The organism is Thauera sp. GDN1 (assembly GCF_029223545.1).
In the GTDB taxonomy this organism is placed as follows: Bacteria; Pseudomonadota; Gammaproteobacteria; order Burkholderiales; family Rhodocyclaceae; genus Thauera.
In genome coordinates this window covers 1,935,919-1,958,625 of record NZ_CP097870.1, presented here as the reverse complement: position 1 = coordinate 1,958,625, position 22,707 = coordinate 1,935,919, and the positions used below count along the sequence as shown (strand labels likewise).

Annotated in this window: 22 protein-coding genes; 11 read left to right on the top strand and 11 right to left on the bottom strand. The window is 68.9% G+C overall.

The genetic code is table 11. From position 1 onward, the window contains the following. The first annotated feature begins 16 nt into the window (after window positions 1-16). Complete coding sequence (gene xpt / locus CKCBHOJB_RS08925; protein ID WP_281048336.1) at window positions 17-619, top strand: xanthine phosphoribosyltransferase; 603 nt, start codon at window positions 17-19, stop codon at window positions 617-619. A 14-nt stretch (window positions 620-633) separates the two neighbouring features. On the opposite strand, the gene CKCBHOJB_RS08920 is transcribed toward xpt, so the two are convergent. Next, window positions 634-1,584: an alpha/beta hydrolase gene (locus tag CKCBHOJB_RS08920; RefSeq protein ID WP_281048335.1), complete on the bottom strand. Its 951-nt coding sequence runs from the start codon at window positions 1,582-1,584 to the stop codon at window positions 634-636. Between the two features lie 196 nt (window positions 1,585-1,780). Between CKCBHOJB_RS08920 and ppk2 the strand changes: the two genes are divergently transcribed. The 5 genes from ppk2 (at window position 1,781) to CKCBHOJB_RS08895 (ending at window position 6,167) form a co-directional block, all read left to right on the top strand. After that, entirely contained in the window at window positions 1,781-2,968 is a 1,188-nt protein-coding gene (gene ppk2, locus CKCBHOJB_RS08915) for a polyphosphate kinase 2 (protein WP_281048334.1), read from the top strand. A gap of 157 nt (window positions 2,969-3,125) precedes the next feature. Then, entirely contained in the window at window positions 3,126-3,758 is a 633-nt protein-coding gene (locus CKCBHOJB_RS08910; protein ID WP_281048333.1) for a hypothetical protein, read from the top strand. 125 nt (window positions 3,759-3,883) lie between these two features. Then, window positions 3,884-4,495: a glutathione peroxidase gene (locus tag CKCBHOJB_RS08905; RefSeq protein ID WP_281048332.1), complete on the top strand. Its 612-nt coding sequence runs from the start codon at window positions 3,884-3,886 to the stop codon at window positions 4,493-4,495. A 108-nt stretch (window positions 4,496-4,603) separates the two neighbouring features. Further along, complete coding sequence (gene gorA, locus CKCBHOJB_RS08900) at window positions 4,604-5,944, top strand: glutathione-disulfide reductase (RefSeq protein ID WP_281048331.1); 1,341 nt, start codon at window positions 4,604-4,606, stop codon at window positions 5,942-5,944. 13 nt (window positions 5,945-5,957) lie between these two features. Further along, window positions 5,958-6,167, top strand: a complete 210-nt coding sequence (locus tag CKCBHOJB_RS08895) for a hypothetical protein (RefSeq protein WP_281048330.1) — start codon at window positions 5,958-5,960, stop codon at window positions 6,165-6,167. Here the strand turns inward: CKCBHOJB_RS08895 and CKCBHOJB_RS08890 are convergent. After that, the gene (locus CKCBHOJB_RS08890) at window positions 6,164-6,508 is read right to left on the bottom strand and encodes a DUF2249 domain-containing protein (protein WP_281048329.1); all 345 of its coding nucleotides are present in this window, start codon (window positions 6,506-6,508) and stop codon (window positions 6,164-6,166) included. The genes CKCBHOJB_RS08895 and CKCBHOJB_RS08890 overlap by 4 nt on opposite strands. Before the next feature lie 148 nt (window positions 6,509-6,656). On the opposite strand from CKCBHOJB_RS08890, the gene CKCBHOJB_RS08885 reads away from it, so the two are divergent. The 4 genes from CKCBHOJB_RS08885 to CKCBHOJB_RS08870 all read left to right on the top strand — a co-directional run bounded on the left by CKCBHOJB_RS08885 (window position 6,657) and on the right by CKCBHOJB_RS08870 (window position 9,476). After that, on the top strand, window positions 6,657-7,271 hold the full coding sequence (locus tag CKCBHOJB_RS08885; RefSeq protein ID WP_281048328.1) for a LemA family protein: 615 nt from the start codon (window positions 6,657-6,659) through the stop codon (window positions 7,269-7,271). Between the two features lie 113 nt (window positions 7,272-7,384). Next, entirely contained in the window at window positions 7,385-8,257 is an 873-nt protein-coding gene (locus CKCBHOJB_RS08880; RefSeq protein WP_281051662.1) for a TPM domain-containing protein, read from the top strand. Then, window positions 8,257-8,796: a TPM domain-containing protein gene (locus CKCBHOJB_RS08875; protein WP_281048327.1), complete on the top strand. Its 540-nt coding sequence runs from the start codon at window positions 8,257-8,259 to the stop codon at window positions 8,794-8,796. Before CKCBHOJB_RS08880 ends, CKCBHOJB_RS08875 begins: the two co-directional genes overlap by 1 nt. A gap of 173 nt (window positions 8,797-8,969) precedes the next feature. Then, window positions 8,970-9,476 (top strand): phasin family protein, encoded by a 507-nt coding sequence (locus tag CKCBHOJB_RS08870; RefSeq protein WP_281048326.1) that lies wholly within the window; start codon window positions 8,970-8,972, stop codon window positions 9,474-9,476. 101 nt (window positions 9,477-9,577) lie between these two features. Here CKCBHOJB_RS08870 and moaE read toward each other — a convergent pair whose 3' ends face one another. The 5 genes from moaE to CKCBHOJB_RS08845 are packed head-to-tail and all read right to left on the bottom strand — an operon-like array spanning window position 9,578 to window position 14,103. After that, window positions 9,578-10,063 (bottom strand): molybdopterin synthase catalytic subunit MoaE, encoded by a 486-nt coding sequence (moaE, locus tag CKCBHOJB_RS08865; protein ID WP_281048325.1) that lies wholly within the window; start codon window positions 10,061-10,063, stop codon window positions 9,578-9,580. Window positions 10,064-10,066: 3 nt separating this feature from the next. Continuing rightward, window positions 10,067-10,327: a molybdopterin converting factor subunit 1 gene (moaD, locus tag CKCBHOJB_RS08860; RefSeq protein ID WP_281048324.1), complete on the bottom strand. Its 261-nt coding sequence runs from the start codon at window positions 10,325-10,327 to the stop codon at window positions 10,067-10,069. A 49-nt stretch (window positions 10,328-10,376) separates the two neighbouring features. Beyond that, on the bottom strand, window positions 10,377-11,582 hold the full coding sequence (gene glp, locus CKCBHOJB_RS08855; RefSeq protein WP_281048323.1) for a gephyrin-like molybdotransferase Glp: 1,206 nt from the start codon (window positions 11,580-11,582) through the stop codon (window positions 10,377-10,379). Further along, the gene (gene mobB / locus CKCBHOJB_RS08850; protein WP_281048322.1) at window positions 11,579-12,085 is read right to left on the bottom strand and encodes a molybdopterin-guanine dinucleotide biosynthesis protein B; all 507 of its coding nucleotides are present in this window, start codon (window positions 12,083-12,085) and stop codon (window positions 11,579-11,581) included. Before mobB ends, glp begins: the two co-directional genes overlap by 4 nt. 56 nt (window positions 12,086-12,141) lie before the next feature. Beyond that, the gene (locus CKCBHOJB_RS08845; protein ID WP_281048321.1) at window positions 12,142-14,103 is read right to left on the bottom strand and encodes an ATP-dependent DNA helicase; all 1,962 of its coding nucleotides are present in this window, start codon (window positions 14,101-14,103) and stop codon (window positions 12,142-12,144) included. 190 nt (window positions 14,104-14,293) lie between these two features. Between CKCBHOJB_RS08845 and CKCBHOJB_RS08840 the strand changes: the two genes are divergently transcribed. Then, complete coding sequence (locus CKCBHOJB_RS08840) at window positions 14,294-16,321, top strand: PhoX family phosphatase (protein ID WP_281048320.1); 2,028 nt, start codon at window positions 14,294-14,296, stop codon at window positions 16,319-16,321. Window positions 16,322-16,324: 3 nt separating this feature from the next. Here the strand turns inward: CKCBHOJB_RS08840 and CKCBHOJB_RS08835 are convergent, their stop codons facing one another. The 4 genes from CKCBHOJB_RS08835 to odhB form a co-directional block, all read right to left on the bottom strand. After that, window positions 16,325-18,556, bottom strand: coding sequence for a mechanosensitive ion channel domain-containing protein (locus tag CKCBHOJB_RS08835; protein ID WP_281048319.1), 2,232 nt, complete (start codon window positions 18,554-18,556; stop codon window positions 16,325-16,327). Between the two features lie 230 nt (window positions 18,557-18,786). Then, on the bottom strand, window positions 18,787-19,902 hold the full coding sequence (gene zapE, locus CKCBHOJB_RS08830; RefSeq protein WP_281048318.1) for a cell division protein ZapE: 1,116 nt from the start codon (window positions 19,900-19,902) through the stop codon (window positions 18,787-18,789). Between the two features lie 101 nt (window positions 19,903-20,003). Continuing rightward, window positions 20,004-21,428, bottom strand: coding sequence for a dihydrolipoyl dehydrogenase (lpdA, locus tag CKCBHOJB_RS08825; RefSeq protein ID WP_281048317.1), 1,425 nt, complete (start codon window positions 21,426-21,428; stop codon window positions 20,004-20,006). A gap of 85 nt (window positions 21,429-21,513) precedes the next feature. Then, the gene (gene odhB, locus CKCBHOJB_RS08820; protein ID WP_281048316.1) at window positions 21,514-22,698 is read right to left on the bottom strand and encodes a 2-oxoglutarate dehydrogenase complex dihydrolipoyllysine-residue succinyltransferase; all 1,185 of its coding nucleotides are present in this window, start codon (window positions 22,696-22,698) and stop codon (window positions 21,514-21,516) included. Window positions 22,699-22,707 lie beyond the last annotated feature (9 nt).

Genomic DNA, 22,707 nt, shown 5'->3' with positions numbered 1-22,707 from the left:
GTTTACGGACTTGCGCATGAACGTCGATCCCACCCTCATCCGCCCCTACGCGCCGCTGGTGCGCCGCATCGAAGCCGAAGCCACCGTGATCGGCGACCAGATCCTGAAGATCGACCACTTCCTCAATCACCGCATCGAGCCCAGCTTCATCACCGAGATGGGCCAGGAGCTCGCCCGCCGCCTGGCGCACTTCGAGCCCACGGTGGTGCTCACCGCCGAGGCCAGCGGCATCGCCCCCGGCCTGGTGGTGGCGCAGGCGCTGAACGTACCGCTGGTGTATGCGAAGAAGTACGCGCCGCAGGTCGAGTCGCCGGCGATCGCGCGCGTGATCCCCTCGCCCACCAAGGGCGGCGAGACCAAGCTGGTGCTGTCGCAGCGCTACATCGTCCCGACCGACCGCGTGGTGATCGTCGACGACTTCCTGTCCAACGGCCGCACCGCGGTCGCGCTGGTGGAGATGGCGCGCGAAGCGGGCGCGACCGTGCTGTGCGCGAGCTTCATCGTCGAGAAGCGCTTCAAGAAGGGCCACGCCAGCATCGAGGCGCTCGACGTCCCGGTGTGCACCCTGGCCCAGGTCGAGGCGCTCGAGAACGGCCGCGCCGTGCTCACCCAGCCCTGAGGCCGCGCCGCGGTTCAGTCGCGCTCGTCGCGCAGATGCCGGCGCAGCGCCGCGGCGCACATCTCCACTGCCTGGCGCGCCTCCGGGAACACCTTGCCGAGCGTGAAGAAGCCATGCACCACGCCCGCGAAGGCGTGGTAGCGCACCTCGCCGCCCTCGGCCGCGACGCGGGCGGCGAAGGCCTCGCAGTCGTCCACCAGGGGATCGAACTCGGCGCCGATCACCAGCATCGGCGGCAGGCCCGCGAGCGAGGCTGCGCGCATCGGCGACGCGCGCCAGTCCTCGGTGTCGCCCGCCGGCAGGTAGCGCTCGAAGAACCACTGCAGGGTCTCGCGATCGAGGAAGAAGCCGTCGGCGTAGCGCTCCCGCGAGGGGCGTTCGCTGCGGATCTCGGTGCTCGGATAGACCAGCATCAGGAAACGCGGCCGGATCGCGGCCTCGCGCAGCGCGAGCGCGGTCACGATGGACAGGTTGCCGCCTGCGCTGTCACCGCCGAGCGCGATCCGCTCCGCATCGATCTCGAGCAGGTCGGCGTTGTCCACCGCCCACTCGAAGGCGAAGCGCGCATCGTCCGGCGCCGCCGGGAACGGGTGCTCGGGCGCGAGCCGATACTCCACCGACAACACCGCGCACCCCGAGTCATTGGCGAGCTCGCGGCACACCACGTCGTAGCTCGCGACGTCGCCGACGCACCAGCCGCCGCCGTGGAAATAGATCAGCAACGGCAGGCGCTCGCCGACATGGCACGCCAGCGGCCGGTAGTAGCGAGCCAGCAGCGCCGTGCCATCCGGCCGCGGCATCGGCACCTCGATGGTGGATGCGACCGCCGGCGCTTCCGGGCGGAAGGCGAACTGCAGCTTCTCGAACGAGTGGCGCGCCTGCGCCGCGGACAGGTGATGAAAGCGCGGCGCACCGACACGGTAGGCCATGTCCAGCAGGGAGCGGGCTTCGGGGGTCAGGGGCATGGGCAGCAGGGGGGACGGGACGAGGCCCGCGCGATGAACTGAATGGGGCGCAATTCTAGCGTTCCTTTGCGGCACGACGCGCACTCCCGCGGCGCGCGCCGTGCCCCCGCGGGCATCGGCCACGCGCCGCTCACCGCGCCCGACGCCGGGCACGGACGGCAGGATTACACTACGGGAACGCAAGAGGAGAACCGTAATGAGCAAGGCCGAAGACCTTCAAGCCCCCGCCACCGACACTGCGCAGACGCCTGCTGCCGGCGCGAAGAAACCACCGCGCAGGAAGCCCGCGAGCCGCCGTGCGCGAGACGGTGACACCGCGCCCGAGCTGAGCCCCGAAGGCATCGAGCACTTCGAGGTCGAGCAGGCCATCGCGGCCGCCGAGAGCTCCAAGCTCGTCGCCGTCTCCGACATCCTCAAGACCGAGACCGGGCGCGACCCCAGGCGCGCGGCACGCGCCCTCGACGCCATCCTCGCCGGCGCCTCGCCCGACGACATCCATGTGCTGCGTCGCGCGCTGATGCGCGCCGACACCGGCACCACCGGCGCCGTCGCCAACCCGGACGACGAGCTCGCGCCCGACTGGCGCCAGGGCGGCTACCCCTATCGCAACCTGATGTCGCGCAAGGCCTACGAGAAGCAGAAGTACCGCCTGCAGGTGGAGCTGCTCAAGCTCCAGGCCTGGGTCAAGGACACCGGCCAGCGCGTCGTGATCCTGTTCGAAGGTCGCGACGCCGCCGGCAAGGGCGGCACCATCAAGCGCTTCATGGAACACCTGAACCCGCGCGGTGCGCGTGTGGTGGCGCTGGAAAAGCCCTCCGAGATGGAGCGCGGCCAGTGGTACTTCCAGCGCTACATCCAGCACCTGCCCACCGCCGGCGAAATCGTGCTCTTCGACCGCTCCTGGTACAACCGCGCCGGGGTGGAGCGCGTGATGGGTTTCTGCACCAACGACGAGTACAACGAGTTCATGCGCCAGGTGCCCGAGTTCGAGCGCAACCTGGTGCGCAGCGGCATCCACCTGATCAAGTTCTGGTTCTCGGTCAGCCGCGAGGAGCAGCGCCGCCGCTTCAAGGAGCGCGAATCGCACCCGCTCAAGCAGTGGAAGCTGTCGCCGATCGACCTCGCCTCGCTGGACAAATGGGACGACTACACCAAGGCCAAGGAGGCGATGTTCTTCTACACCGACACGGCGGATTCGCCATGGACGGTGGTGAAGTCCGATTGCAAGAAGCGCGCGCGCCTCAACGCACTGCGCTACGTGCTGCACAAGCTGCCCTATGCCAACAAGGACATCGAGCGCATCGGCCCGCTCGACCCGCTGCTGGTCGGTCGCGCCAACGTGGTGTATGAGCGCGGCGAGAAGGACGCCGTTCCGCTGCTCTGAACGGCTTCACAGCCGCCACGAAACCTGTTTTTTCGCATCAATTCGCCGGCGCCGGTGACAAGACGTAAGCATGCAGCCGCCGGATGGCGGGGAATTGGCTAGACTGGCGTCATGCCGTCCGCTCGGGGCCGGCAGGACATGCAAGGGGAGAAACGAGATGGCCAAGCTTCGTTCGAAAACCATGACCGTCCTGGCGATGGCCCTGGCCGGTTCGCTGCTCGCAACGCCGGTGCTGGCCGAAAAGCCGCCACATGCCGGCGGAGGCAAGCCCGATCGCGTGCAGAACGATCGCGGACCCGGCGCGAAGGGCGAGCAGCGCAAGAACCAGCAGCGCGTCGACCAGCGCGAACGCGGCAGCGATGTCGACCGGCGCGACGGGCGCGACAACGACCGTGACCGCGACCGCGATCGGGATGGCGACCGTGATCGCGACCGCGATCGTGACCGCGACTACCGCGACGGCTCGCCACGCGCCGGCGCCTACTTCACCGAGCGCCACCGCGAAGTCGTGCGCAGCTACTACGGCGAGCGCTATCGCAGCGGCAGCTGCCCGCCGGGACTCGCCAAGAAGCGCAATGGCTGCATGCCCCCGGGCCTGGCGAAGAAATGGCGGATCGGCTATCCGCTGCCGCGCGACCTGGTCTATTACGATGCCCCCGGTGACATCGTGCTGCGCTTCGGCATGCCGCCCGAAGGCCATCGCTACGTCCGCGTCGCCGCCGACATCCTGCTGATCGCAGTCGGCACCGGCATGGTGGTCGATGCGCTCGAGGATCTGAACCGGTTCTGACCGGCCCCTGTCCGACCACGGCACGGCGCCCGCGGCCATCCCGCCGGCGCCGTTTCCTCATGGAACGCGAACCACCGCGCCCGCGGGCAGTCTATCGGGCAGCCTCGTCCGAACCTCCAGCGGAGATGACCGCAATGATTCGCCACGCCCTTCGACGCACCACCCTCCCCGCGGCCTTCGCCGCCCTCGCCCTGTGCGGCACCGCCGCCTTCGGCCAGGCGCAGACAGACGCCCCTGCCACCTCGACCAGCCGCCCCGGCGCCGAGTCCGCCGCCCTGTTCGATCACGCGCTGCGCCGCCTGCACGCCGACGAGGTCGTTCGCCTCGCCGACCGCTTCGCCGGGCAGCCGGTGCTGGTGGTCAACACCGCCAGCCACTGCGGCTTCACCCGCCAGTTCCGGGAACTCGAGGCGATCCACCAGAAGTACAAGGACCGCGGGCTGAAGGTCGCCGGCTTCCCGTCCGACGACTTCCGCCAGGAGGCCGACGACGAAGCCAAGACCGCCGAGGTCTGCTTCGAGAACTTCGGCGTCACCTTCGACATGTTCGCGCCCATCCCGGTCACCGGCGACAAGGCGCACCCGCTGTTCCGCGAGATCGCGCGCCAGTCCGCGGCGCCGGAGTGGAACTTCCACAAGTACCTGATCGACCGCAACGGCCGCGTCGTCGCAACCTTCCCGAGCCGGGTGAAGCCCGACGCCCCGGAGGTGCAGGCCGCGATCGAAAAGATCCTGTAAGCCCCTGCCCGCGCGGCACGCGGCCGGGCGACAATAGGGCCTTCGCGAACCCGGTGCGGCACGGGCGCGGCCTTGCGCCGCCGGAGCCCGACAGGATTGGAGCAAGGAATGAAGAACTACGATTACATCGCCATCGGCGGCGGCAGCGGTGGCGTGGCCACGGCCCGGCGCGCGGCGGAATACGGCGCCCGTGCGCTGGTGGTGGAAGCGGCGCGCCTGGGCGGCACCTGCGTCAACGTCGGCTGCGTGCCCAAGAAGGTGATGTGGTACGCCTCGAACATCGCGCAGGCGATGCGCGACGCGCCCGGCTACGGCTTCGGCGTGGGTGAGGTCCGTTTCGACTGGAGCACCCTCAAGGCCCGCCGCGACGCGTACATCGCGCGCCTGAACGGCATCTACGGCGGCATGCTGGAGAAGGCCGGCGTCGACGTGGTGCGCGGCTTCGCCCGCTTCGTCGATGCGCACACGATCGAGGTGAACGGCGAGCGCTTCAGCGCCCCGCACATCGTCATCGCCACCGGCGGCCGGCCGCTGGTGCCGGACATTCCGGGAGCCGAACTGGGCATCGACTCCGACGGTTTCTTCGCGCTCGAGGAGCAGCCGCGCCGCGTCGCGGTGGTCGGCGCCGGCTACATCGCGGTCGAGCTGGCGGGCGTGTTCAACGGCCTGGGCAGCGAGGTCAGCATGCTGGTGCGCGGCCCCCACCTCCTGCGCCCCTTCGACGCCATGCTGCGCGACGAACTGATGGCCCAGATGCAGGAGGACGGGGTTAAGCTGCACTTCGGCACCCAGGTGCGCAGCGTCGCCCGCCAGGCCGACGGCGCGCTGCGCGTCGAATGCGACGACGGCAGCACGCTGGAAGTGGACGCGCTGGTATGGGCCACCGGCCGCCGCGCCAACACCGATCGGCTCGATCTCGCTGCTGCGGGTCTCGCCGCCGACGACAAGGGCGTGATCAGCACCGACGCCTTCCAGAACACCGCCGTGCCCGGCATCTACGCCATCGGCGACATCACCGGCCGCGCCGAGCTGACGCCGGTCGCGATCGCTGCCGGCCGCCGCCTGGCCGCACGCCTGTTCCTCGACAGGCCGGACAGCAAGCTCGACTACGACAGCATCCCCACGGTGATCTTCAGCCATCCGCCGATCGGCACCGTGGGCCTGAGCGAGGACGAGGCGCGCCGCCGCCACGCCGACGTCAGGGTGTACAGGACCCGTTTCACCGGCATGTACCACGCCCTCACCGAACATCGCCCCAAGACCTCGATGAAGCTGGTGTGCGTCGGTGCGGACGAGCGCATCGTCGGCGCGCATGTGATCGGCGAAGGCGCGGACGAGATGCTGCAGGGCTTCGCGGTGGCGGTGAAGATGGGCGCGCGCAAGGCGGATTTCGACGACACGATCGCGATCCACCCGACCAGCGCCGAAGAATTCGTCACTCTGCGCTGACAAGGAGCGAGCGATGCCGATGACCTACGAACAGCACCTCGACGAAGTCGCCACCCTGCTCTACGAGCGCTACGACCAGAGCGAAGAGGCGGCCATCAAGCTGGTGATGGCCGCCCAGGCGGACGACTTCTTCAGCGGGCACGACGACGATCCGTCGATCTGCACGCTGGAACGCGCGCAGGCAGACGCCCGCGCGGTTTTCCGCAAGTACGGGAAGGCTTAGGAGCAGCAGCCGTGACCGCCACCGCCACCGCAGCCACCGCCGACGGCGGCAGCTGCGGCCGCGGGCGCACCCACGGCAGCCGGCGCGCCGAGCTGGATGGTGAAGTCGATGACGATGTTGCCCGGCTCGCGCGCAACATAGTTGATGCCGACCTGGTTGCCGTAGCGCTGCTGGATCTGGTTCAGCAGCGGCAGCGGGTCGTGGTCGTTGACGAAGCGCATCACCTCGCCGTCCTCGAGCGACTCGAGCGCACCGAAGATCGCGGCATGGCGGAAGCGCTTGGCGACGCCGCGCGCATCGAAGGGGTGAACAGCATTCTCGAACATCGTGGTCTCTTCCATCGGTTGGGCTCCGGTCTCGTTCTGCGGCCGGAATCGCAGCGTGTGGAGCTTATTTGCTGTCGCACCCCGAATCCTTGAGCAAGAACAAAAACGCCTTTCGCGCTGCTAGAGTGCGCCATATAACCACGGCATGAGCCGGAGGATCCCCATGTTCACGCCCCTCAGACGCTTCCCCGTCATCCTCGCCTTCACCGCCGCGCTCGGCCTGTCTGGCTGCGGCTACAACGACTTCCAGCGTCTGGACGAGCAGACGAAATCGGCCTGGGCCGAGGTCCTGAACCAGTACCAGCGCCGCGCCGACCTGATCCCCAACCTGGTGGAGACGGTCAAGGGCGAGGCGAACTTCGAGCAGGAAACGCTGAGCCGGGTGATCGAGGCGCGGTCGCGCGCGACCGCGATCCAGGTCACGCCGGAGATGCTCGACGACCCACAGGCGATGGAACGCTTCCAGCAGGCCCAGGGCCAGCTCGGCAGCGCGCTGTCGCGCCTGCTCGCGGTGTCGGAGAACTACCCCAACCTGAAGGCCAACCAGGGCTTCCAGGACCTGCGCGTGCAGCTCGAGGGCACGGAAAACCGCGTCACCGTGGCGCGCAACCGCTACATCGAGGCGGTGCAGGAGTACAACGTGCTGGCGCGCAGCTTCCCGACCAATCTCACCGCAATGGTCTTCAGCTACAAGCCCAAGGCGGGCTTCACGGTCGCCAACGAAGCCGAGATCTCCGCACCGCCGCGGGTCGATTTCGGTACTCAGGGCGGCCGTTGAAGCCCCCGATGCGGAACGCCGTGAGCGCGTCCTGCCGCATGGCACGCACTGCCGCTCCGCACGGGTGCTCATCGCGCCCCTTGCCGTCCCCGCTCGGGATCCGCACGCTGCTGATGTGGGTCCTGCTGTGGGCGTCGGCGCTGTTCGCCCCCGTCGTATGCGCCCAGTCCCTGCAGGCCGTGCCGCCGCTCAGCGCCCGGGTCATCGATCGCAGCGCGAGCCTGAGCACCGCCGAGCGCCAGGCGCTGGAAGACAAGCTCGCCGCGTTCGAAGCCGCACAAGGCAGCCAGATCGTCGTCCTGCTGGTGCCGAGCACGCAGCCGGAGGACATCGCCGCCTACGCCTTCCGCGTCGCCGACACCTGGAAGATCGGCCGTCGCGAGGTCGGCGACGGCGTGCTGATCGTGGTGGCCAGGGAAGACCGCAAGGTGCGGATCGAGCTCGCCCGTGCCCTGGAGGGCGCGATCCCCGACCTCGCCGCCTGGCGGATCATCGACGGCGCCATCACCCCCGCCTTCCGCCGCGGCGACTTCGCCGGCGGCCTGAACGCCGGCGTCGACGCGCTGAGCGCGCTGATCCGCGGCGAGGGACTGCCCCTTTCGGCGCCGGAGCGCGCCGCGGATCGCGGCACCAGCCTGGAGGATCTCGGCGCCCTGCTCTTCGTCGGCGTGCCGATGCTCGGCGCGGTGCTGATCGGCCTGTTCGGGCGCAAGCCGGGCTCGCTGCTGACCGGCGGCCTCACCGGCCTCGTGGTCAATGTGCTGACGGCCAGCCTGCTGCTCGCCATCGTCGCGGGCGTGCTGGCGGTGGTGTTCGTGCTCGCCCTCGGGGTCGGCAGTGGCGGTCGTGGCGGACCGCCGCACCGCGGCGGCGGGCCGCTCATCGGCGGCGGCGGTTTCGGCGGCAGCGGGGGGCGCGGTGGCGGCGGCTTCCGCTCGGGCGGCGGCGGCAGCTTCGGCGGCGGCGGCGCATCGGGAGGATGGTGATGAAGCGCCTGCTGCGTTGCCTGCGCCATCTGTGGCTGGATGCCGACGACGCGCGACGCGCCCTCGGCGACGACGCCATCGGTCGCCTCGAAGCCCGCGTCAGCGCCAGCGAACGCACGCACACCGGCCAGATCTGCCTGTGCGTAGAGGCCAGCCTGCCGCCAAGCTACCTGTGGCGCCACCTCGTGCGCGGCGAGACGATCGAGGACGTGGTGCGCGACCGCGCGCTCACGCTGTTCGGCAAACAGCGGGTATGGGACACCGAGTTCAACAACGGCGTCCTCGTCTACCTGCTCCTCGCCGAGCATCGCATCGAGATCGTCGCCGACCGCGCCCTCGCCCGCTGCACCGGCGAGGATCAATGGCGCGCGCTGGTCGAGCGCGTCGCCGCGGCCTGCCGCAACGGACGGATCGAGGAAGGGCTCGGCTCGGCGCTCGATGTCGTGCACACACGACTCGCCGAGCATTTCCCGCGCCCCCCCGAAGACGCCCCCCGACCCAGCGATGGCGGACTGCCGGACCGCCCCCTGATCCGCTGAACAGCGGGCTCGACGAGCGTCGTGGGTCGGGCCGCCAGGGCGGCGTATGCTATCGTATAAAAGGGATCGTGTTCCGCTGCACCGCATCTGCCCGATGAAGGCACGAGCGGCGGACGGCGGGTGCCTTCTCGAATCGAACCAGACAATCAATGAACGCGAGTGGAGAGGACCTTATGGCCAGCAAGCAAGAACAGTTGAACGAACTTCAGAAGAAGAACCTGGAGGCCGCGATGCGGCTGGCTCAGTTGTCCATCGAGAACTCGCAGCGCATCATGGAAATCCAGGTGAACACCGCCAAGCGGCTGTTCGAGGAAGGCGTCGAGAATGCCAAGGCGCTGTCGGCCACCAAGGATCCGAAGGACATGATGGATCTGCGCACGCACTACGCGCAGAGCACCACCGAGCAGATGCTCGCTTGCGCCCGTCAGATCGCCGAGATCACCGCCTCGACGCAGGCCGAATTCGGCAAGCTCATCGGCGAGCAGCTCTCCAGCGGCAGCACCGACATCTTCGAAGCCATGCAGAAGATGTTCAAGGGCATGCCGATCTCCGACCAGAACGCCCTCGGTGCGATGCAGACCGCGATGGACACCACCCGCGCGGCCTTCGAGCAGATGACGCGCGCCTCGACCGAGGCCTTCCAGGCCTTCACCCAGCAGGGCGGTCGCGGCCGTCGCTGAGCCACTGCCGGCTCGATGAGAAACGGCGCCGCAAGGCGCCGTTTGTGCGTTCACGGCACCGCAATCGCACCCTGCGGCACGGCGGTCCCTTCCGGTCCCGCTCAGCCCTGCCCGTCCGCCACGCCCTCGTCCCAGCGCGCCGCAGCCGAATCGTCGGTCTCGCGTGCGTCGACCCAGCGCGCGCCCTCCGGCGTTTCCTCGAGCTTCCAGAACGGCGCCCGCGTCTTCAGGTAGTCCATGATGAACTCGCAGGCGGCGAACGCGTCGCCGCGGTGGCTGCTGGCGACGCCGACGAACACGATGCGGTCGGTCGGCTCGAGCCGCCCGTAGCGGTGGATCACGCGCACGCCGAACAGCGCCCAGCGCGCCTTCGCCTGGTCGACGATCTCCTCGAGCGCGCGCTCGGTCATGCCCGGATAGTGTTCCAGGGTCATCGCATGCACGCCGCTGCCGTCGTTCACGTCGCGCACCAGGCCGACGAAACTCGCGATCGCGCCGACATCGCGCCGGCCCGCGCCGAGCCCGCCGATCTCGGCGCCGACATCGAAATCGGCTTCCTGCACACTCACCTCGGGATGGCGGTCCATGACTCAGCCCCCGGTGACCGGCGGGAAAAACGCGACCTCGTCGCCGGCCGCGACCGGCGCCTCGGCGCCGACCATGCGCTGGTTGAGCGCGGCACGCACGTTGCGCCCTGCATCCAGGGCCTGCCAGCCCTCGCCGCGTTCGGCCAGATGGGCGCGCAGCGCACCGACCGTGCTCACCCCCGCGGGCAGCGCGAACTCCTCGGCCGATCGCCCGACCGCCTCACGCAGGCTCGCAAAGTAGAGGACCTTCACCTTCGTCGTCATCGCTCGAACATCCACAGTCGATTTCCGGAACACATGGCCGCGAAGCGGCTCAGTGCATCAGCTCACCATAGGGCAGGAAGCGCACCGACTCGCCACGCGCGATCGCGGTGCCGGCCGGGATATCGACCAGGCCGTTGGCCCACACGGTCGAATTCAGCGCCGCCGAGCCCTGGTTGGCGAACAGCTCCACCCCACCCTGCGCATTCATGCGCGCGCGCAGGAACTCGCGCCTGCGGTCGGGCTTCGGCCAGTCGAAATCCGCACGCAGCATGATGGAGGTCGGTGCCACCTCGCGCACGCCCTGGGTGGCGAGCAGGAAGGGGCGCACCATCATCAGGAAGGTCACGAAGCTCGACACCGGGTTGCCCGGCAGGCCGATGAAGGCCGCGCCGTGCACATGGCCGTAGGCCAGCGGTTTGCCCGGCTTCATCGCGATCTTCCACATGTCGAGGCTGCCCTCGGCCTCCACCGCCGGCTTGACGTGATCTTCCTCGCCCACCGACACGCCGCCGCTGGTGAGGATCAGGTCGTGGCCGTGCGCGGCGCGGCGCAGCACCTCGCGGGTGGCGTCGAGGCGGTCGGGCACGATGCCGAAGTCCTCGACCTCGCAGCCCAGGTCGGCGAGCAGGCTGCGCAGCATGAAGCGGTTGGAGTTGTAGATGCCGCCCGGCGGCAGCGGCTCGCCCGGCATCACCAGCTCGGAGCCGGTGGAGAACATCGCCACCTTCACCCGGCGCAGCACCGGCAGCTGCGCCAGCCCGATCGAGGCGGCGAGCGCCACCGCCTGTGGCGTCAGGCGCTCGCCCGCGGGCAGGATCAGGTCGCCGACCGCGATGTCCTCGCCCGTCCTGCGCACCGCCTCTCCGACGCGCGGCACGGTGTTGACGATCACGTGCTCGCCGTCGTGCTCGCACAGCTCCTGCATCACCACGGTGTCGGCGCCCGGCGGCAGCGGCGCGCCGGTGAAGATGCGCGCGGCGGTGCCGGGTGCGAGCTCGTGGCCGACGCTGCCGGCCGGAATGCGCTGACTCACCGGCAGACGGGTGCCGGCGGCGGGCACATCGGCCGCGCGCAGCGCGTAGCCGTCCATGCCGGAGTTGTCCATGGGCGGCTGGTCGATGGTGGAGTGCTGGGCCACCGCGAGCACGCGGCCGGCGGCGAACATCGTATCCACCTGCTCGATCTCGCGCACCGGGCGCACGAAGCCGAGCAGCTTGGTGTAGGCCTCGTCGAAGGAAAGCATGTTGGGGTTCATCGGGTCTTCAGATAATCCAGGATGAAGTCGGCAATCGGTGCCGGCTCGTTGAGCGGCAGGCGCGGCAGCGGACAGTCGAGCCTCGCGCCCTCGCCGGCGTCGGTGGCCACCGCGACCACGTGCGGATTCTCCGGCCACAGCGGCGGCTTGCCGTGCGACGGGCGGTGGATCTCGATCTTGGGCACCGCGGCGGCCTTGTAGCCTTCGATCAGCACCAGGTCGCAGGGTTCGAGCAGGCGCAACTGCTCGTCCAGCGTTGGCTCGCGCTCGCCGCGCAGCTCGTGCATCAGCACCCAGCGCTCGTTGGACAGCATCAGCACCTGGGTGGCGCCGGCCTCGCGGTGGCGCCAGGAATCCTTGCCGGGCTTGTCGAGATCGAAGCCGTGGTGCGCATGCTTGATCACCGACACGCGCAGGCCGCGTGCGGTGAACTCGGGGATCAGCTTTTCCACCAGGGTGGTCTTGCCGGAGCCGGACCAGCCGGCGAAACCGAAAACTTTCATCGAAAAGCCGCTTCGGGTTCGGGTTGCGTGACCCGAGAGGATACAACAGAGCGCGCTCAGCCGCCCTGTCGCGGCGGCGGCAGGGATTCGAGGAAGGCCACCGCATCGGCCTCCACGCGGGTGCGGCGCATCGGCGGCAGGCTGCGCCACACCACCTTGCCGTAGGACTTGTCGATCATGCGCGGGTCGCAGATGCACAGCACGCCGCGGTCGCGCTCGGTGCGGATCAGGCGCCCGGCACCCTGCTTCATGTTGATCACCGTCTTCGGGAGCTGGTGATGCACGAAGGGACTCAGGCCCTGCTTCTGCATGTGCTCGACGCGCGCCGCCAGCACCGGATCGTCGGGCGGCGCGAACGGCAGCTTGTCGATCACCACCAGCGACAGCGCATCGCCAGGCACGTCGACGCCTTCCCAGAAGCTCTGGCTCGCCACCAGCACGGCGTTGCCCAGGCGGCGAAAGCGTTCGAGCAGTTCGGTACGCGAGCCCTCGCCCTGCAACAGCACCGGCAGCGCGTCGCCGCTCTGCTGCAACCCATCGAGGATCAGCTCGTGGATCCGGCGCATCGCGCGCAGCGAGGTGCACAGCACGAAGGCGCGCCCGCGCGCGGCGCGGATCAGCGGCAGTGCGACCCGGGCGACACGCTCGGTGTAGTCGGGTGAATTCGGCTCGGGCATGCCGGCGGGCGCGTACAGCAAGGCCTGCTCGGCGTAGTCGAAGGGGCTGCCCCACACCGCGGTGAGCGGCGGCGGGTCCATCCACGCCAGGCCCATCTCCCGGCAGTAGTGGCCGAAGTCGGCCTTGCCGACCGCAAGCGTGGCCGAGGTGAAGATCCACGCCCGCGGATGGCCCTCGAGCTGGCGCTTGAACACGTCCGACACGTGCAGCGGGGTGGCGTTGAGCGCGAGCGACTGGGTGAACACCTCCACCCAGCGGATCACGTCCTTGTCCTCGGGCTTGCGCCAGCTCGCCAGGCGCTCGGCCATCTCCTCGGTGCGGCGCAGGCAGTTGCCCAGGCCCTCGGAGCGCTCGGCCTGGGTGTCGAGCACCGCCTGGAAGTCGGCCAGCGCCTTCTCCAGCGCCTCGACCATGGCATCGAAGTTCTCGCGCTCGGCGGCCTGCGCGGCGGACATCCGCGCGCTCTCGCTGCCGAACACGAGGCGCAGGTCGCGCGCGGCCTTCTCCAGGTTGCGCGTCTGATCGATCATGGGCACGCAGTCGCGCGCCGCGGCCACGGTCTCGGAGCGCGTGTCGCGCGCCAGCTCCAGCACCTGCGCAGTCGATACGCTGTCGCCGAAGAACAGGCTCGCGGTCTCGGGCAGCTGGTGCGCCTCGTCGAAGATCACCGCGTTGCAGGCCGGCAGCAGCTCGCCCATGCCCTCGTCGCGCAGCATCACGTCGGCGAAGAAGAGGTGGTGGTTGACCACCACCACGTCGGCGTCCATCGCGTTGCGCCGCGCCTGCATCACGAAGCACTCCTCCTTGTACGGACAGTCCTGGCCGAGGCAGTTGTCGCGCGTCGAGGTGGCGGCCATCCAGGCTGGCGAATCCTCCCGCACGTCGGTGCATTCGGCCTTGTCCCCGCTCTGCGTGACCTGGGCGAAGCGGCCGATCGCGCGCAGGTCGGCGGCGTCCTGGGCGGTGAGGAAGCGCCCGTCGCGCGCATTGCGCTCGAGGTGGTAATGGCAGACGTAGTTGGCGCGGCCCTTGAGCAGCGCGATCGACACCGGCACCTTGAGCGCGGCCCGAACCGTGGGCAGGTCGCGGTTGAAGAGCTGGTCCTGCAGGGTCTTGGTGCCGGTGGAGATGATGACCTTGCCGCCGGCCAGCAAGGCCGGCACCAGGTAGGCGAAGGTCTTGCCGGTGCCCGTCCCCGCCTCGGCCACCAGCACACGGTTCTCACGCAGCGCCGCGGCGATCTGCTGCGCCATCTCGATCTGCTGCGGACGGGCGCGGAAGCCGGGGATCGCGGCGGCGAGCGGGCCGTCGGCGGCGAAGATCGGGGCGGGGTCGGACATCGACTCGGGGAAACGATGAAAACGCGAGAGTATAGCGCCCACCGGGTCACTACCGCCCGCTTCCGCAAATTCATTTGTCCTAGCACGCGGCATTGCTGGCGCGAGATCTTCACACGCCGGTCACGGAACTGAAATCCACAGCCGGGAGAATCCCGCTTCCCCTTCAGTCACCCGACCCGTGGAGCATCCAATGAGTCAGTTCGACCTCGACGACCTGCCCAGCAACCTTTCCGACAACGAGCACTTCCAGCACGTCGTGGATCGCGTCGTGTCGCGCCGCGGCTTCCTCAAGAGCGGTCTCGGCCTCGGCGCCGCCGCCTTCCTCGCCGCCCCGCTCGCCGCGCAGGCCGCCCAGCACGCCCATCAGCACATGGATGCCGGTTACGGCCACACGGGCGCCCACAAGGCGCCGAAGATCGGCTTCGCGCCGGTCGCGGCCGCGAGCGGCGATGCCATCGTCGTGCCGCCGGGCTACCGCGCGCAGGTCATCGCCCCCTGGGGCGACGCGCTGTTCCCCGACTCGCCGGCGTGGAAGCCGGACGGCACCAACACCGGCGCCGAGCAGGCCCGCCAGATCGGTGACAACCACGACGGCATGCACTTCTTCCCGCTCCATGGCAAGTCGAGCCAGGAAGGCCTGCTGGTGATGAACCACGAGTACTGCAACTACGAATACCTGTTCGGCGCCGAGTTCATGGAGCCGTGGACCGCGGACAAGGTGCTGAAGGCGCAGAACGCGCACGGTGCCTCGGTCATCCACATCCGCCAGCAGCGCAACAAGTGGGAGATCGTGCTCGGCTCGAAGTACAACCGCCGCATCACCGGCAACACGCCGATGCGGATCAGCGGCCCGGCCGCCGGCCATGCGCTGATGAAGACCCAGGCCGACCCCAGCGGCAGCACCGTCCTCGGCATGCTCAACAACTGCGCCAACGGCTTCACGCCCTGGGGCACCTACCTCACCTGCGAAGAGAACTTCAACGGCTACTTCGGCACCACCTCGGGCGTCGATGGCCGCGACGAGTCGATGAAGCGCTATGGCATCAGCGCCCGCGGCACCGTCTACCGCTGGGAAGAGTTCGACGATCGCTTCGATTACGCGAAGGAGCCGAACGAGTCCAACCGCTTCGGCTGGGTGGTGGAGATCGACCCCTTCGACCCCGAGTCGATGCCGGTCAAGCGCACCGCCCTCGGCCGCTTCAAGCACGAGAACTGTGCCTACGCCCTCACCGCCGATCGTCGCGTCGTGGTCTACATGGGCGACGACCAGACCAACGACTACATCTACAAGTTCGTGTCCGACGGCCGTTTCGTGCCGGGCAAGGACGCCGCCAACCGCCACCTGCTCGACCACGGCAAGCTCTACGTCGCGAAGTTCGGCAACGGCGCGAGCGCGGGCGACTTCATGGGCAACGGCGAATGGGTGCTGCTCGACAAGCAGGCCAACCCGGTGCTGGCTGCCGACGCCCGCTTTGCCGACCAGGCCGAGGTGCTGATCAAGACCCGTCTGGCCGCCGACGCGGTGGGCGCGACCAAGATGGACCGCCCGGAATGGATCGCCGTGCATCCGGCCACCAAGGAGGTCTACTGCGCGCTGACCAACAACAGCGGCCGCAGCGCCGCCGCGGTCGATGACGCCAACCCCCGGGCCGCCAACCGCTTCGGCCAGATCGTGCGCTGGCGCGAGGCCGGCAACGACGCCGGCGCGATGAGCTTCGACTGGGATCTGTTCGTGATCGCCGGCAACCCGAACGTGTATGCGGCGGGTGACCTCAACGCCGGCTCGGCGGCCATCGACACCTCGAACACCTTCAACAGCCCCGACGGCATCGGCTTCGACGCCGACGGCCGGCTGTGGATCCAGACCGACGGCAACTTCAGCAACACCGGCGTCTATGCCGGTCAGGGCAACAACCAGATGCTGTGCGCCAGCCCGGAAACCGGCGAGATCCGCCGCTTCCTGGTCGGCCCCGCGGGCTGTGAGATCACCGGCCTGACCTTCACCCCGGACGGCAGGACGATGTTCATCAACGTCCAGCATCCGGGCGAGGTCGGCAGCCACCCGAACCGCCCGGCGGTCCCCGCAGGCACCTCGATGGACGACTACATCGCCGCCAACCCGCTGGCCTTCAGCCGGTGGCCGGACGCCGCCGGCGGCCGCCCGCGCTCGGCGACCGTCATCGTCACCAAGGACGACGGCGGCGTGATCGGCACCTGAGTCTCAGGCGCTTCCCCGGGCCTGCGCAGCGGGCTCGGGGCCCTCGAGCAATCTCACGTGGGCCGACGGCGCCTTGCCGTGCTTGTCCTCGCCGAAATAGAGCGTCATGTGCGGGAACGGAATCTCGATGCCCGCAGCGTCGAAGTGGCGCTTGACCAGGCGGTTGTAGGCCCGGCCGACCGCGAACTGCGAGCCCGCCAGGGTCTTGATCCGCACCCGGACGTTGACCGCGCTGTCCGCCAGGGCGGTGACGCCGTGCACCTCCAGCGTGTCGCCGAGGATCTGTTCGCGCAGCGCCGGGTCCTGCAGCAGTTCGTCGAAGGCCGCGCGCAGGTGCACGATCGCCTCGTCGGTGTCCTCGCGGTAGCCGATGCCGTACTCGCCGACGTGGTAGGCGAAGTCGCGGTTGTAGTTCGATACCGTATCCACCGAGGAGAAGGGCAGCAGGTGATAGGTCCCCGACAGATCGCGCAAGCCCAGCGAGCGGATGGTCATGCGCTCCACGGTGCCGGTGATGCCACCCGCGGTGACGACGTCGCCGACGTCGATCGCGCGCTCGAGCTGGATGAAGACGCCGGTGATCACGTCCTGCACCAGCTTCTGCGCGCCGAAGCCGATCGCCAGGCCGAGCACGCCCGCCCCCGCCAGCAGCGGCGCGATGTTGATGCCGATCTCGGCCAGCACCACCATCGAGGTCACCACCACCAGCGCGATCGCCACCGCATTGCGGAAGATCGTGAGCAGCGTTCGCGCACGCGGGTTGGGCGCCGCGCCAGCGTCCGGGTTGAGGCGGAACTCGATCCAGCTCGCGACCACCAGCCAAACCAGCAGGGCCAGCACGACGATCAGCGCCACCGACAGCAGGCGGCCGATGACGCTCGCCCCTGCGTCCGAGCTCACCCAGGCGCCCAGGTCGAACGGCGTCCACGCATCGGCGATGAATGCCACCACGACACCAAGAATCGCGAAGCGAGCGATTTTCAGCGCGGTCGGCACATAGGCGTTGAGGCGCGACTCCAGCAGCGGGAACTTGGTGCGCAGCTCTTCGCCGAGGCGTATGCGGCGCAGGATCACCTGGGTCAGCAGGGCCGCGAGTGCGATGCCGACGACCACGGCGACGATCGTCTGTCCGGTCGCCGCGAGCATGAAGGGCAGCGCCTCCTCCGGATACAGGATCGCCGTCACCAGGATGGCGGCGAGATAGACGATGGCCGCGATGTGCCAGATGCGCGCGCCGATCGCCAGGCTCACACGCGCGAACGGCGAACCCATGCGCTCGCCCAGGGCCTCGAGCGCGGCGCGGACGCGCGCCCGGTTCTGCATCACGATCACTACCGCGCGCAGCAGCGCGCTGAGCATGATCACGATCGCGACGGTGCGCGCCAGCCCGGCCGTCACGAAGCGGTCCAGCATCGGCACGACCAGCATCAGCCCGTAGCCGAGGAAGAACACCATGCGCGATATCCACGCATACCAGTAGGCCTTCTCCTCTGCGGCAGGCGGCAGAATGCGCAAGTGCTCGCCATGGCGCGAGAGCAGGATGCGCAGCACGGCACGCAGACTCTCGACGACGAGGAAGGCATTGAGGAAGAGCGACGCCTCCGCGCGCAACTCGCCCGGCGCGCCGAGCACGAAGACCGCCACCGCATGACCGGCCAGCCATGCCAGCGCGATCGCCGCCAGGTCGCACAGCAGCGCCCCCGCGAGGCCGAGGCCGCGCCTCAAGCAGGCAAGCGCGCCCGGCCCGTCGGGGCGCGCCGCAAGACGGTCGAGCGCGCGGATGAGCGAGCCGGTCGCGGCCGACAGCAGGCGAAAGGCAAGCAGCGCCACTGCCATAAGCAGCACGAACTCCCCCACCAGCCAGGCCAGCACCTGGGGCTCGGCGGCGAGCAGGAGCTGCCAGGCGTCGCCGACCGCGTCGAGTGCATTGTGCGTCTCGCCCACCACCCCCTGCGCCACGCGCTGCGACAAGTCGGCGACGCGCGCGGCGAGCGAAGGCCCGGCGCCTTCGGCCGCGAGCGCGTCCGCGCTGTCCTGTTCGCCGAGCTTGCGCAGCTGCTCGATCAAGGCGGACCGGGCGGCATCGTCCTCGAGCAGATCGGCGAGGCGCTGGTGGCCGGGTTCGCCGGCGGCGCCCTGCGCGGCCGTCTCCGCGGCCGATGAAAAGGAGGGGAAGAGGCCTGCGAGAACGAACGCGAAGATCAACGTCCGGCAGGCCACGAGCGCATGCATCATGGCGGGGCTCCTGCAATCGGGATTGTCGGGGTACGGTACCCGAGGGTGGTACCGGGGCCGCACGGTGTCGCGGGGGCAACCTGCGCCGTGAAGCGCGACAGATTCACGATGCCCGTCCGCAGAACGCGGGCACCCGAAGCGTGCGGCATTTAGTTTTGGGCAATCATATCATGCCCGTCCGTCCCATTCCCGCCAGCGCCCGGCCCGCCGCCGGGCCGGCGCCCGCGTCCTCACTCGGTGCGGTGTGCTTCCGCGAGATAGTCGCGCGTGCGCATCTCCATCAGCCGGCTGACGGTACGCACGAATTCGTGGGCGTTGTGGCCCTCGGTGTAGAGCTCGTGGGCCTCGACCGCGGCGCTCATGATCAGCTTCACGCGGTGGTCGTAGAGCACGTCGATCAGCCAGGTGAAGCGACGCGCCTCGGAGGCGTTGCCGACGAGCATCTTCGGCACCTCGGAGAGGATCACGGTGTGGTGCTCGCGCGCGATCTCCAGGTAGTCGTTCTGCGAGCGCGGGCCGCCGCACAGCGTGGCGAAATCGAACCAGATCACGCCCGACGCCTGGCGCATGACCGGCAGGCTGCGGCCGAGCACCTCGACCGCGCCACCGCGCCCCTCGCTCGCCGCCAGGCGGCGGAAGTCCTCGGCCATCTTGCGCTGGGCGGCCTCGTCGTGCGGGACGAGGTACATCTCCATGTTCTCCAGCGTGCGCAGGCGGTAGTCGGTACCGTTGTCGACCTCGATGACGTCGAAGCGCTGCTTGATCATCGCGATCGTGGGCAGGAAGTTGATGCGCATCAGCCCGTTCGGGTACAGGCCGTCGGGCGGGTAGTTCGAGGTCATCACGAAGATGACGCCGCGCGCGAACAGCGCCTCGAGCAGCCGCCCGAGGATCATCGCGTCGGCGATGTCGGAGACGTGGAACTCGTCGAAGCACAGCAGCCGGGTCGCCCTGGCGATGCGATCGGCCACCTTCTGCAGCGGATCGGGCTCGTGGTTGTGGTCCTTGAGGTCGTTCTGCACTTCCTGCATGAAGGCGTGGAAGTGCACCCGGCGCTTGCGCCTGTAGGGCACGGCGTCGAAGAAGCAATCCATCAGGAAGCTCTTGCCGCGCCCCACCCCGCCCCAGAAATACACGCTGCGCGGCATCTGCGGCTTGTTGAAGAACTGCTTGATCCGGCTGCCCTGGCGCGCGGCCTTGAAGCCGATCAGCTCCGTATAGAGCCCCTGCAGGCGCTGGGCAGCGGCGCGCTGGGCGGGGTCGGACTTGAATCCGCGCGCCTTCAACTGGCTTTCGTAGGCGTCGATCATCCCGTGCTGGGGAACGTTCAGGATGCGGTGGGGCATGATGAGTCGATGGTCGGCTTTGATCGGGGGCAGCAGGTTAACGCAAGAAGGGGTGGGCGCGAGAATGCCTCGCGCCTCACCCCTCACGCTTCACGCGTCGCTCAGAAGTGCAGCGGGCGCTTGTCGCAGGCGAGCGCGGCCTCGTGCACCACTTCCGACAGCGTCGGGTGGGCGTGGCAGATGCGCGCCAGGTCTTCCGAGCAGCCGGCGAACTCCATCGCCACCACGGCTTCCGAGATCAGCTCGGAGGCGTTGGCGCCGATGATGTGCACGCCGAGGATGCGGTCGGTGGCGGCATCGGCCAGCATCTTGACGAAGCCGGTCGAGTCGCCCATGCCGAGCGCGCGGCCGTTGGCCAGGAACGGGATCTTGCCGACCTTGTAGGCCACGCCGGCGGCCTTGAGCTGCTGCTCGGTCTTGCCGACCCAGGCGATCTCCGGGCTGGTGTAGATGACCCAGGGCACGGTGTCGAAATTGCAGTGCCCGGCCTGGCCCGCCATCAGCTCGGCGACCATCACCGCCTCTTCCATGGCCTTGTGCGCCAGCATCGGGCCGCGCACCACGTCACCCACCGCCCAAACGCCCGGCAGGTTGGTGCGGCAGTGGCCGTCGACCTCGATCTGGCCGCGCTCGTTCACCTTGAGGCCGACCGCGTCGGCGTTCAGGCCCTGGGTGTTGGGCACGCGGCCGACGGACACGATCAGGCGGTCGGCGTCGAGCTTCTGGTCGGCGCCGTCCTTGTCCTTGTAGGCGATCGTGACGTTCTTCTTGCCGACCTTGACCTCGCCGATCTGCACGCCGAGGCTGATCTTGAGGCCCTGTTTGGTGAAGACCTTCAGCGCTTCCTTGGCCACGTCCTGGTCGGCAGCACCGAGGAAATCCGGCAGGGCTTCGAGCACGGTCACTTCCGCACCCAGGCGGCGCCACACCGAGCCCATCTCCAGGCCGATGACGCCGGCACCGATCACGGCGAGCTTCTTCGGCACCGCGTCGAGCTCGAGCGCACCGACGTTGTCGCACACCATCTTGTTGTCCACCGGGATGCCGGGCAGATGGCGCGGCGACGAGCCGGTGGCGACGATGACCTGCTTGGCGACGACGAGCTGGTCACCCACGTTCACGTGCCAGCCCGCATCGCCCTTGCCGGCGAAGGAACCGTGGCCGTTCAGCAGCGTCACCTTGTTCTTCTTGAACAGGCCCTTGATGCCACCGGTGAGCTGGTCGACGATGCCGGCCTTGCGCGCGATCATCTTCGGCACGTCGATCTTCGGGGTGCCGACGCTGATGCCCTGGCCTTCGAAGGCGTGCCCCGCTTCCTCGAACAGGTGCGAGGTGTGCAGCAGCGCCTTGGAGGGGATGCAGCCGACGTTCAGGCAGGTGCCGCCCAGACGCGGCTCACCCTTGGGGTCGGCATAGGGGTTGGATTCGCAGCAGGCGGTCTTGAAGCCGAGCTGCGCCGCGCGAATGGCGGCGACATAGCCGCCAGGGCCGCCGCCGATGACGAGGACGTCGAATTCTTTGGACATTCATCTCTCCCTACAGGAAAACGGGGCGCTGCCCCACCGCCCGGACGATGAGCCCGGCAGCGTGACGCGCCCCTGTGCGTTGTGATCAGACGTCGAGGATCAGGCGAGCCGGATCTTCCAGCGCTTCCTTCATCGTGACCAGGCCCAGCACCGCCTCGCGACCGTCGATGATGCGGTGGTCGTAGGACATCGCCAGGTAGTTGATCGGACGAACGACGACCTGGCCGTTCTCGACCACGGCACGATCCTTGGTGGCGTGAATGCCGAGGATGGCCGACTGCGGCGGGTTGATGATCGGGGTCGACATCATCGAGCCGAACACACCACCGTTGGAGATCGAGAAGGTGCCGCCCGACAGGTCGTCGAGCGACAGCTTGCCGTCCTTGGCCTTCTGGCCGAACTCGGCGATCTTGAGTTCGATCTCGGCGATCGACATCGATTCGGCGTTGCGCAGGATCGGCACCACCAGGCCACGCGGCGAACCGACCGCGATGCCGATGTCGATGTAGCCGTGGTAGACGATGTCGTTGCCATCGACCGAGGCGTTCAGGATCGGGAACTTCTTCAGCGCGGCCACGGCGGCCTTGACGAAGAAGCCCATGAAGCCCAGGCGCACGCCGTGGGCCTTCTCGAACTTGTCGCCGTACTGCTTGCGCAGGGCCATCACCGGCGCCATGTTGACCTCGTTGAACGTGGTCAGGATGGCGTTCTCGTTCTTCGACTGGATCAGGCGCTCGGCGATGCGGGCACGCAGGCGGGTCATCGGCACGCGCTCTTCCGCACGATCGCCGACCGCGGCGATCACGGCCGGGGCAGCGGCGGCGGCAGCCTTGGGCTGGGCGGCGACGGCGTCTTCCTTGGTCACGCGACCGCCACGGCCCGAGCCGGCGACGTCGGCGGCGGCGATGCCCTTCTCGTCGAGGATCTTGCGCGCAGCGGGGCTGGCGGCGCCGGCGGCCGACGATGCGGCGGGCGGCGGGGTCACGGCCGGCACCGGCTCGGCGGCCGGGGCAGCGCCGGCGGCGGCCTTGGCTTCGGTATCGATCTGGGCGATCAGCTCGCCGGAGGTGACGGTGTCACCCCCCTGCTTGATGATCCTGACCAGCACGCCGTCGGCCGGCGCCGGGGTCTCGAGCACGACCTTGTCGGTCTCGATGTCGATCAGGTTCTCGTCGCGCGAGACGGCTTCGCCTTCCTTCTTGTGCCAGGTGACCAGGGTGGCTTCGGACACGGACTCGGAAAGCTGCGGTACTTTGACTTCGATCAGCATGAATATCTC

Bases quoted from the DNA above. Each gene is read 5' to 3' on its own strand.
- xpt (WP_281048336.1), top strand. From the start codon at position 17: ATGAACGTCGATCCCACCCTCATCCGCCCCTACGCGCCGCTGGTGCGC.
- CKCBHOJB_RS08920 (WP_281048335.1), bottom strand. From the start codon at position 1,584: ATGCCCCTGACCCCCGAAGCCCGCTCCCTGCTGGACATGGCCTACCGT.
- ppk2 (WP_281048334.1), top strand. From the start codon at position 1,781: ATGAGCAAGGCCGAAGACCTTCAAGCCCCCGCCACCGACACTGCGCAG.
- CKCBHOJB_RS08910 (WP_281048333.1), top strand. From the start codon at position 3,126: ATGGCCAAGCTTCGTTCGAAAACCATGACCGTCCTGGCGATGGCCCTG.
- CKCBHOJB_RS08905 (WP_281048332.1), top strand. From the start codon at position 3,884: ATGACCGCAATGATTCGCCACGCCCTTCGACGCACCACCCTCCCCGCG.
- gorA (WP_281048331.1), top strand. From the start codon at position 4,604: ATGAAGAACTACGATTACATCGCCATCGGCGGCGGCAGCGGTGGCGTG.
- CKCBHOJB_RS08895 (WP_281048330.1), top strand. From the start codon at position 5,958: ATGCCGATGACCTACGAACAGCACCTCGACGAAGTCGCCACCCTGCTC.
- CKCBHOJB_RS08890 (WP_281048329.1), bottom strand. From the start codon at position 6,508: ATGGAAGAGACCACGATGTTCGAGAATGCTGTTCACCCCTTCGATGCG.
- CKCBHOJB_RS08885 (WP_281048328.1), top strand. From the start codon at position 6,657: ATGTTCACGCCCCTCAGACGCTTCCCCGTCATCCTCGCCTTCACCGCC.
- CKCBHOJB_RS08880 (WP_281051662.1), top strand. From the start codon at position 7,385: ATGTGGGTCCTGCTGTGGGCGTCGGCGCTGTTCGCCCCCGTCGTATGC.
- CKCBHOJB_RS08875 (WP_281048327.1), top strand. From the start codon at position 8,257: ATGAAGCGCCTGCTGCGTTGCCTGCGCCATCTGTGGCTGGATGCCGAC.
- CKCBHOJB_RS08870 (WP_281048326.1), top strand. From the start codon at position 8,970: ATGGCCAGCAAGCAAGAACAGTTGAACGAACTTCAGAAGAAGAACCTG.
- moaE (WP_281048325.1), bottom strand. From the start codon at position 10,063: ATGGACCGCCATCCCGAGGTGAGTGTGCAGGAAGCCGATTTCGATGTC.
- moaD (WP_281048324.1), bottom strand. From the start codon at position 10,327: ATGACGACGAAGGTGAAGGTCCTCTACTTTGCGAGCCTGCGTGAGGCG.
- glp (WP_281048323.1), bottom strand. From the start codon at position 11,582: ATGAACCCCAACATGCTTTCCTTCGACGAGGCCTACACCAAGCTGCTC.
- mobB (WP_281048322.1), bottom strand. From the start codon at position 12,085: ATGAAAGTTTTCGGTTTCGCCGGCTGGTCCGGCTCCGGCAAGACCACC.
- CKCBHOJB_RS08845 (WP_281048321.1), bottom strand. From the start codon at position 14,103: ATGTCCGACCCCGCCCCGATCTTCGCCGCCGACGGCCCGCTCGCCGCC.
- CKCBHOJB_RS08840 (WP_281048320.1), top strand. From the start codon at position 14,294: ATGAGTCAGTTCGACCTCGACGACCTGCCCAGCAACCTTTCCGACAAC.
- CKCBHOJB_RS08835 (WP_281048319.1), bottom strand. From the start codon at position 18,556: ATGATGCATGCGCTCGTGGCCTGCCGGACGTTGATCTTCGCGTTCGTT.
- zapE (WP_281048318.1), bottom strand. From the start codon at position 19,902: ATGCCCCACCGCATCCTGAACGTTCCCCAGCACGGGATGATCGACGCC.
- lpdA (WP_281048317.1), bottom strand. From the start codon at position 21,428: ATGTCCAAAGAATTCGACGTCCTCGTCATCGGCGGCGGCCCTGGCGGC.
- odhB (WP_281048316.1), bottom strand. From the start codon at position 22,698: ATGCTGATCGAAGTCAAAGTACCGCAGCTTTCCGAGTCCGTGTCCGAA.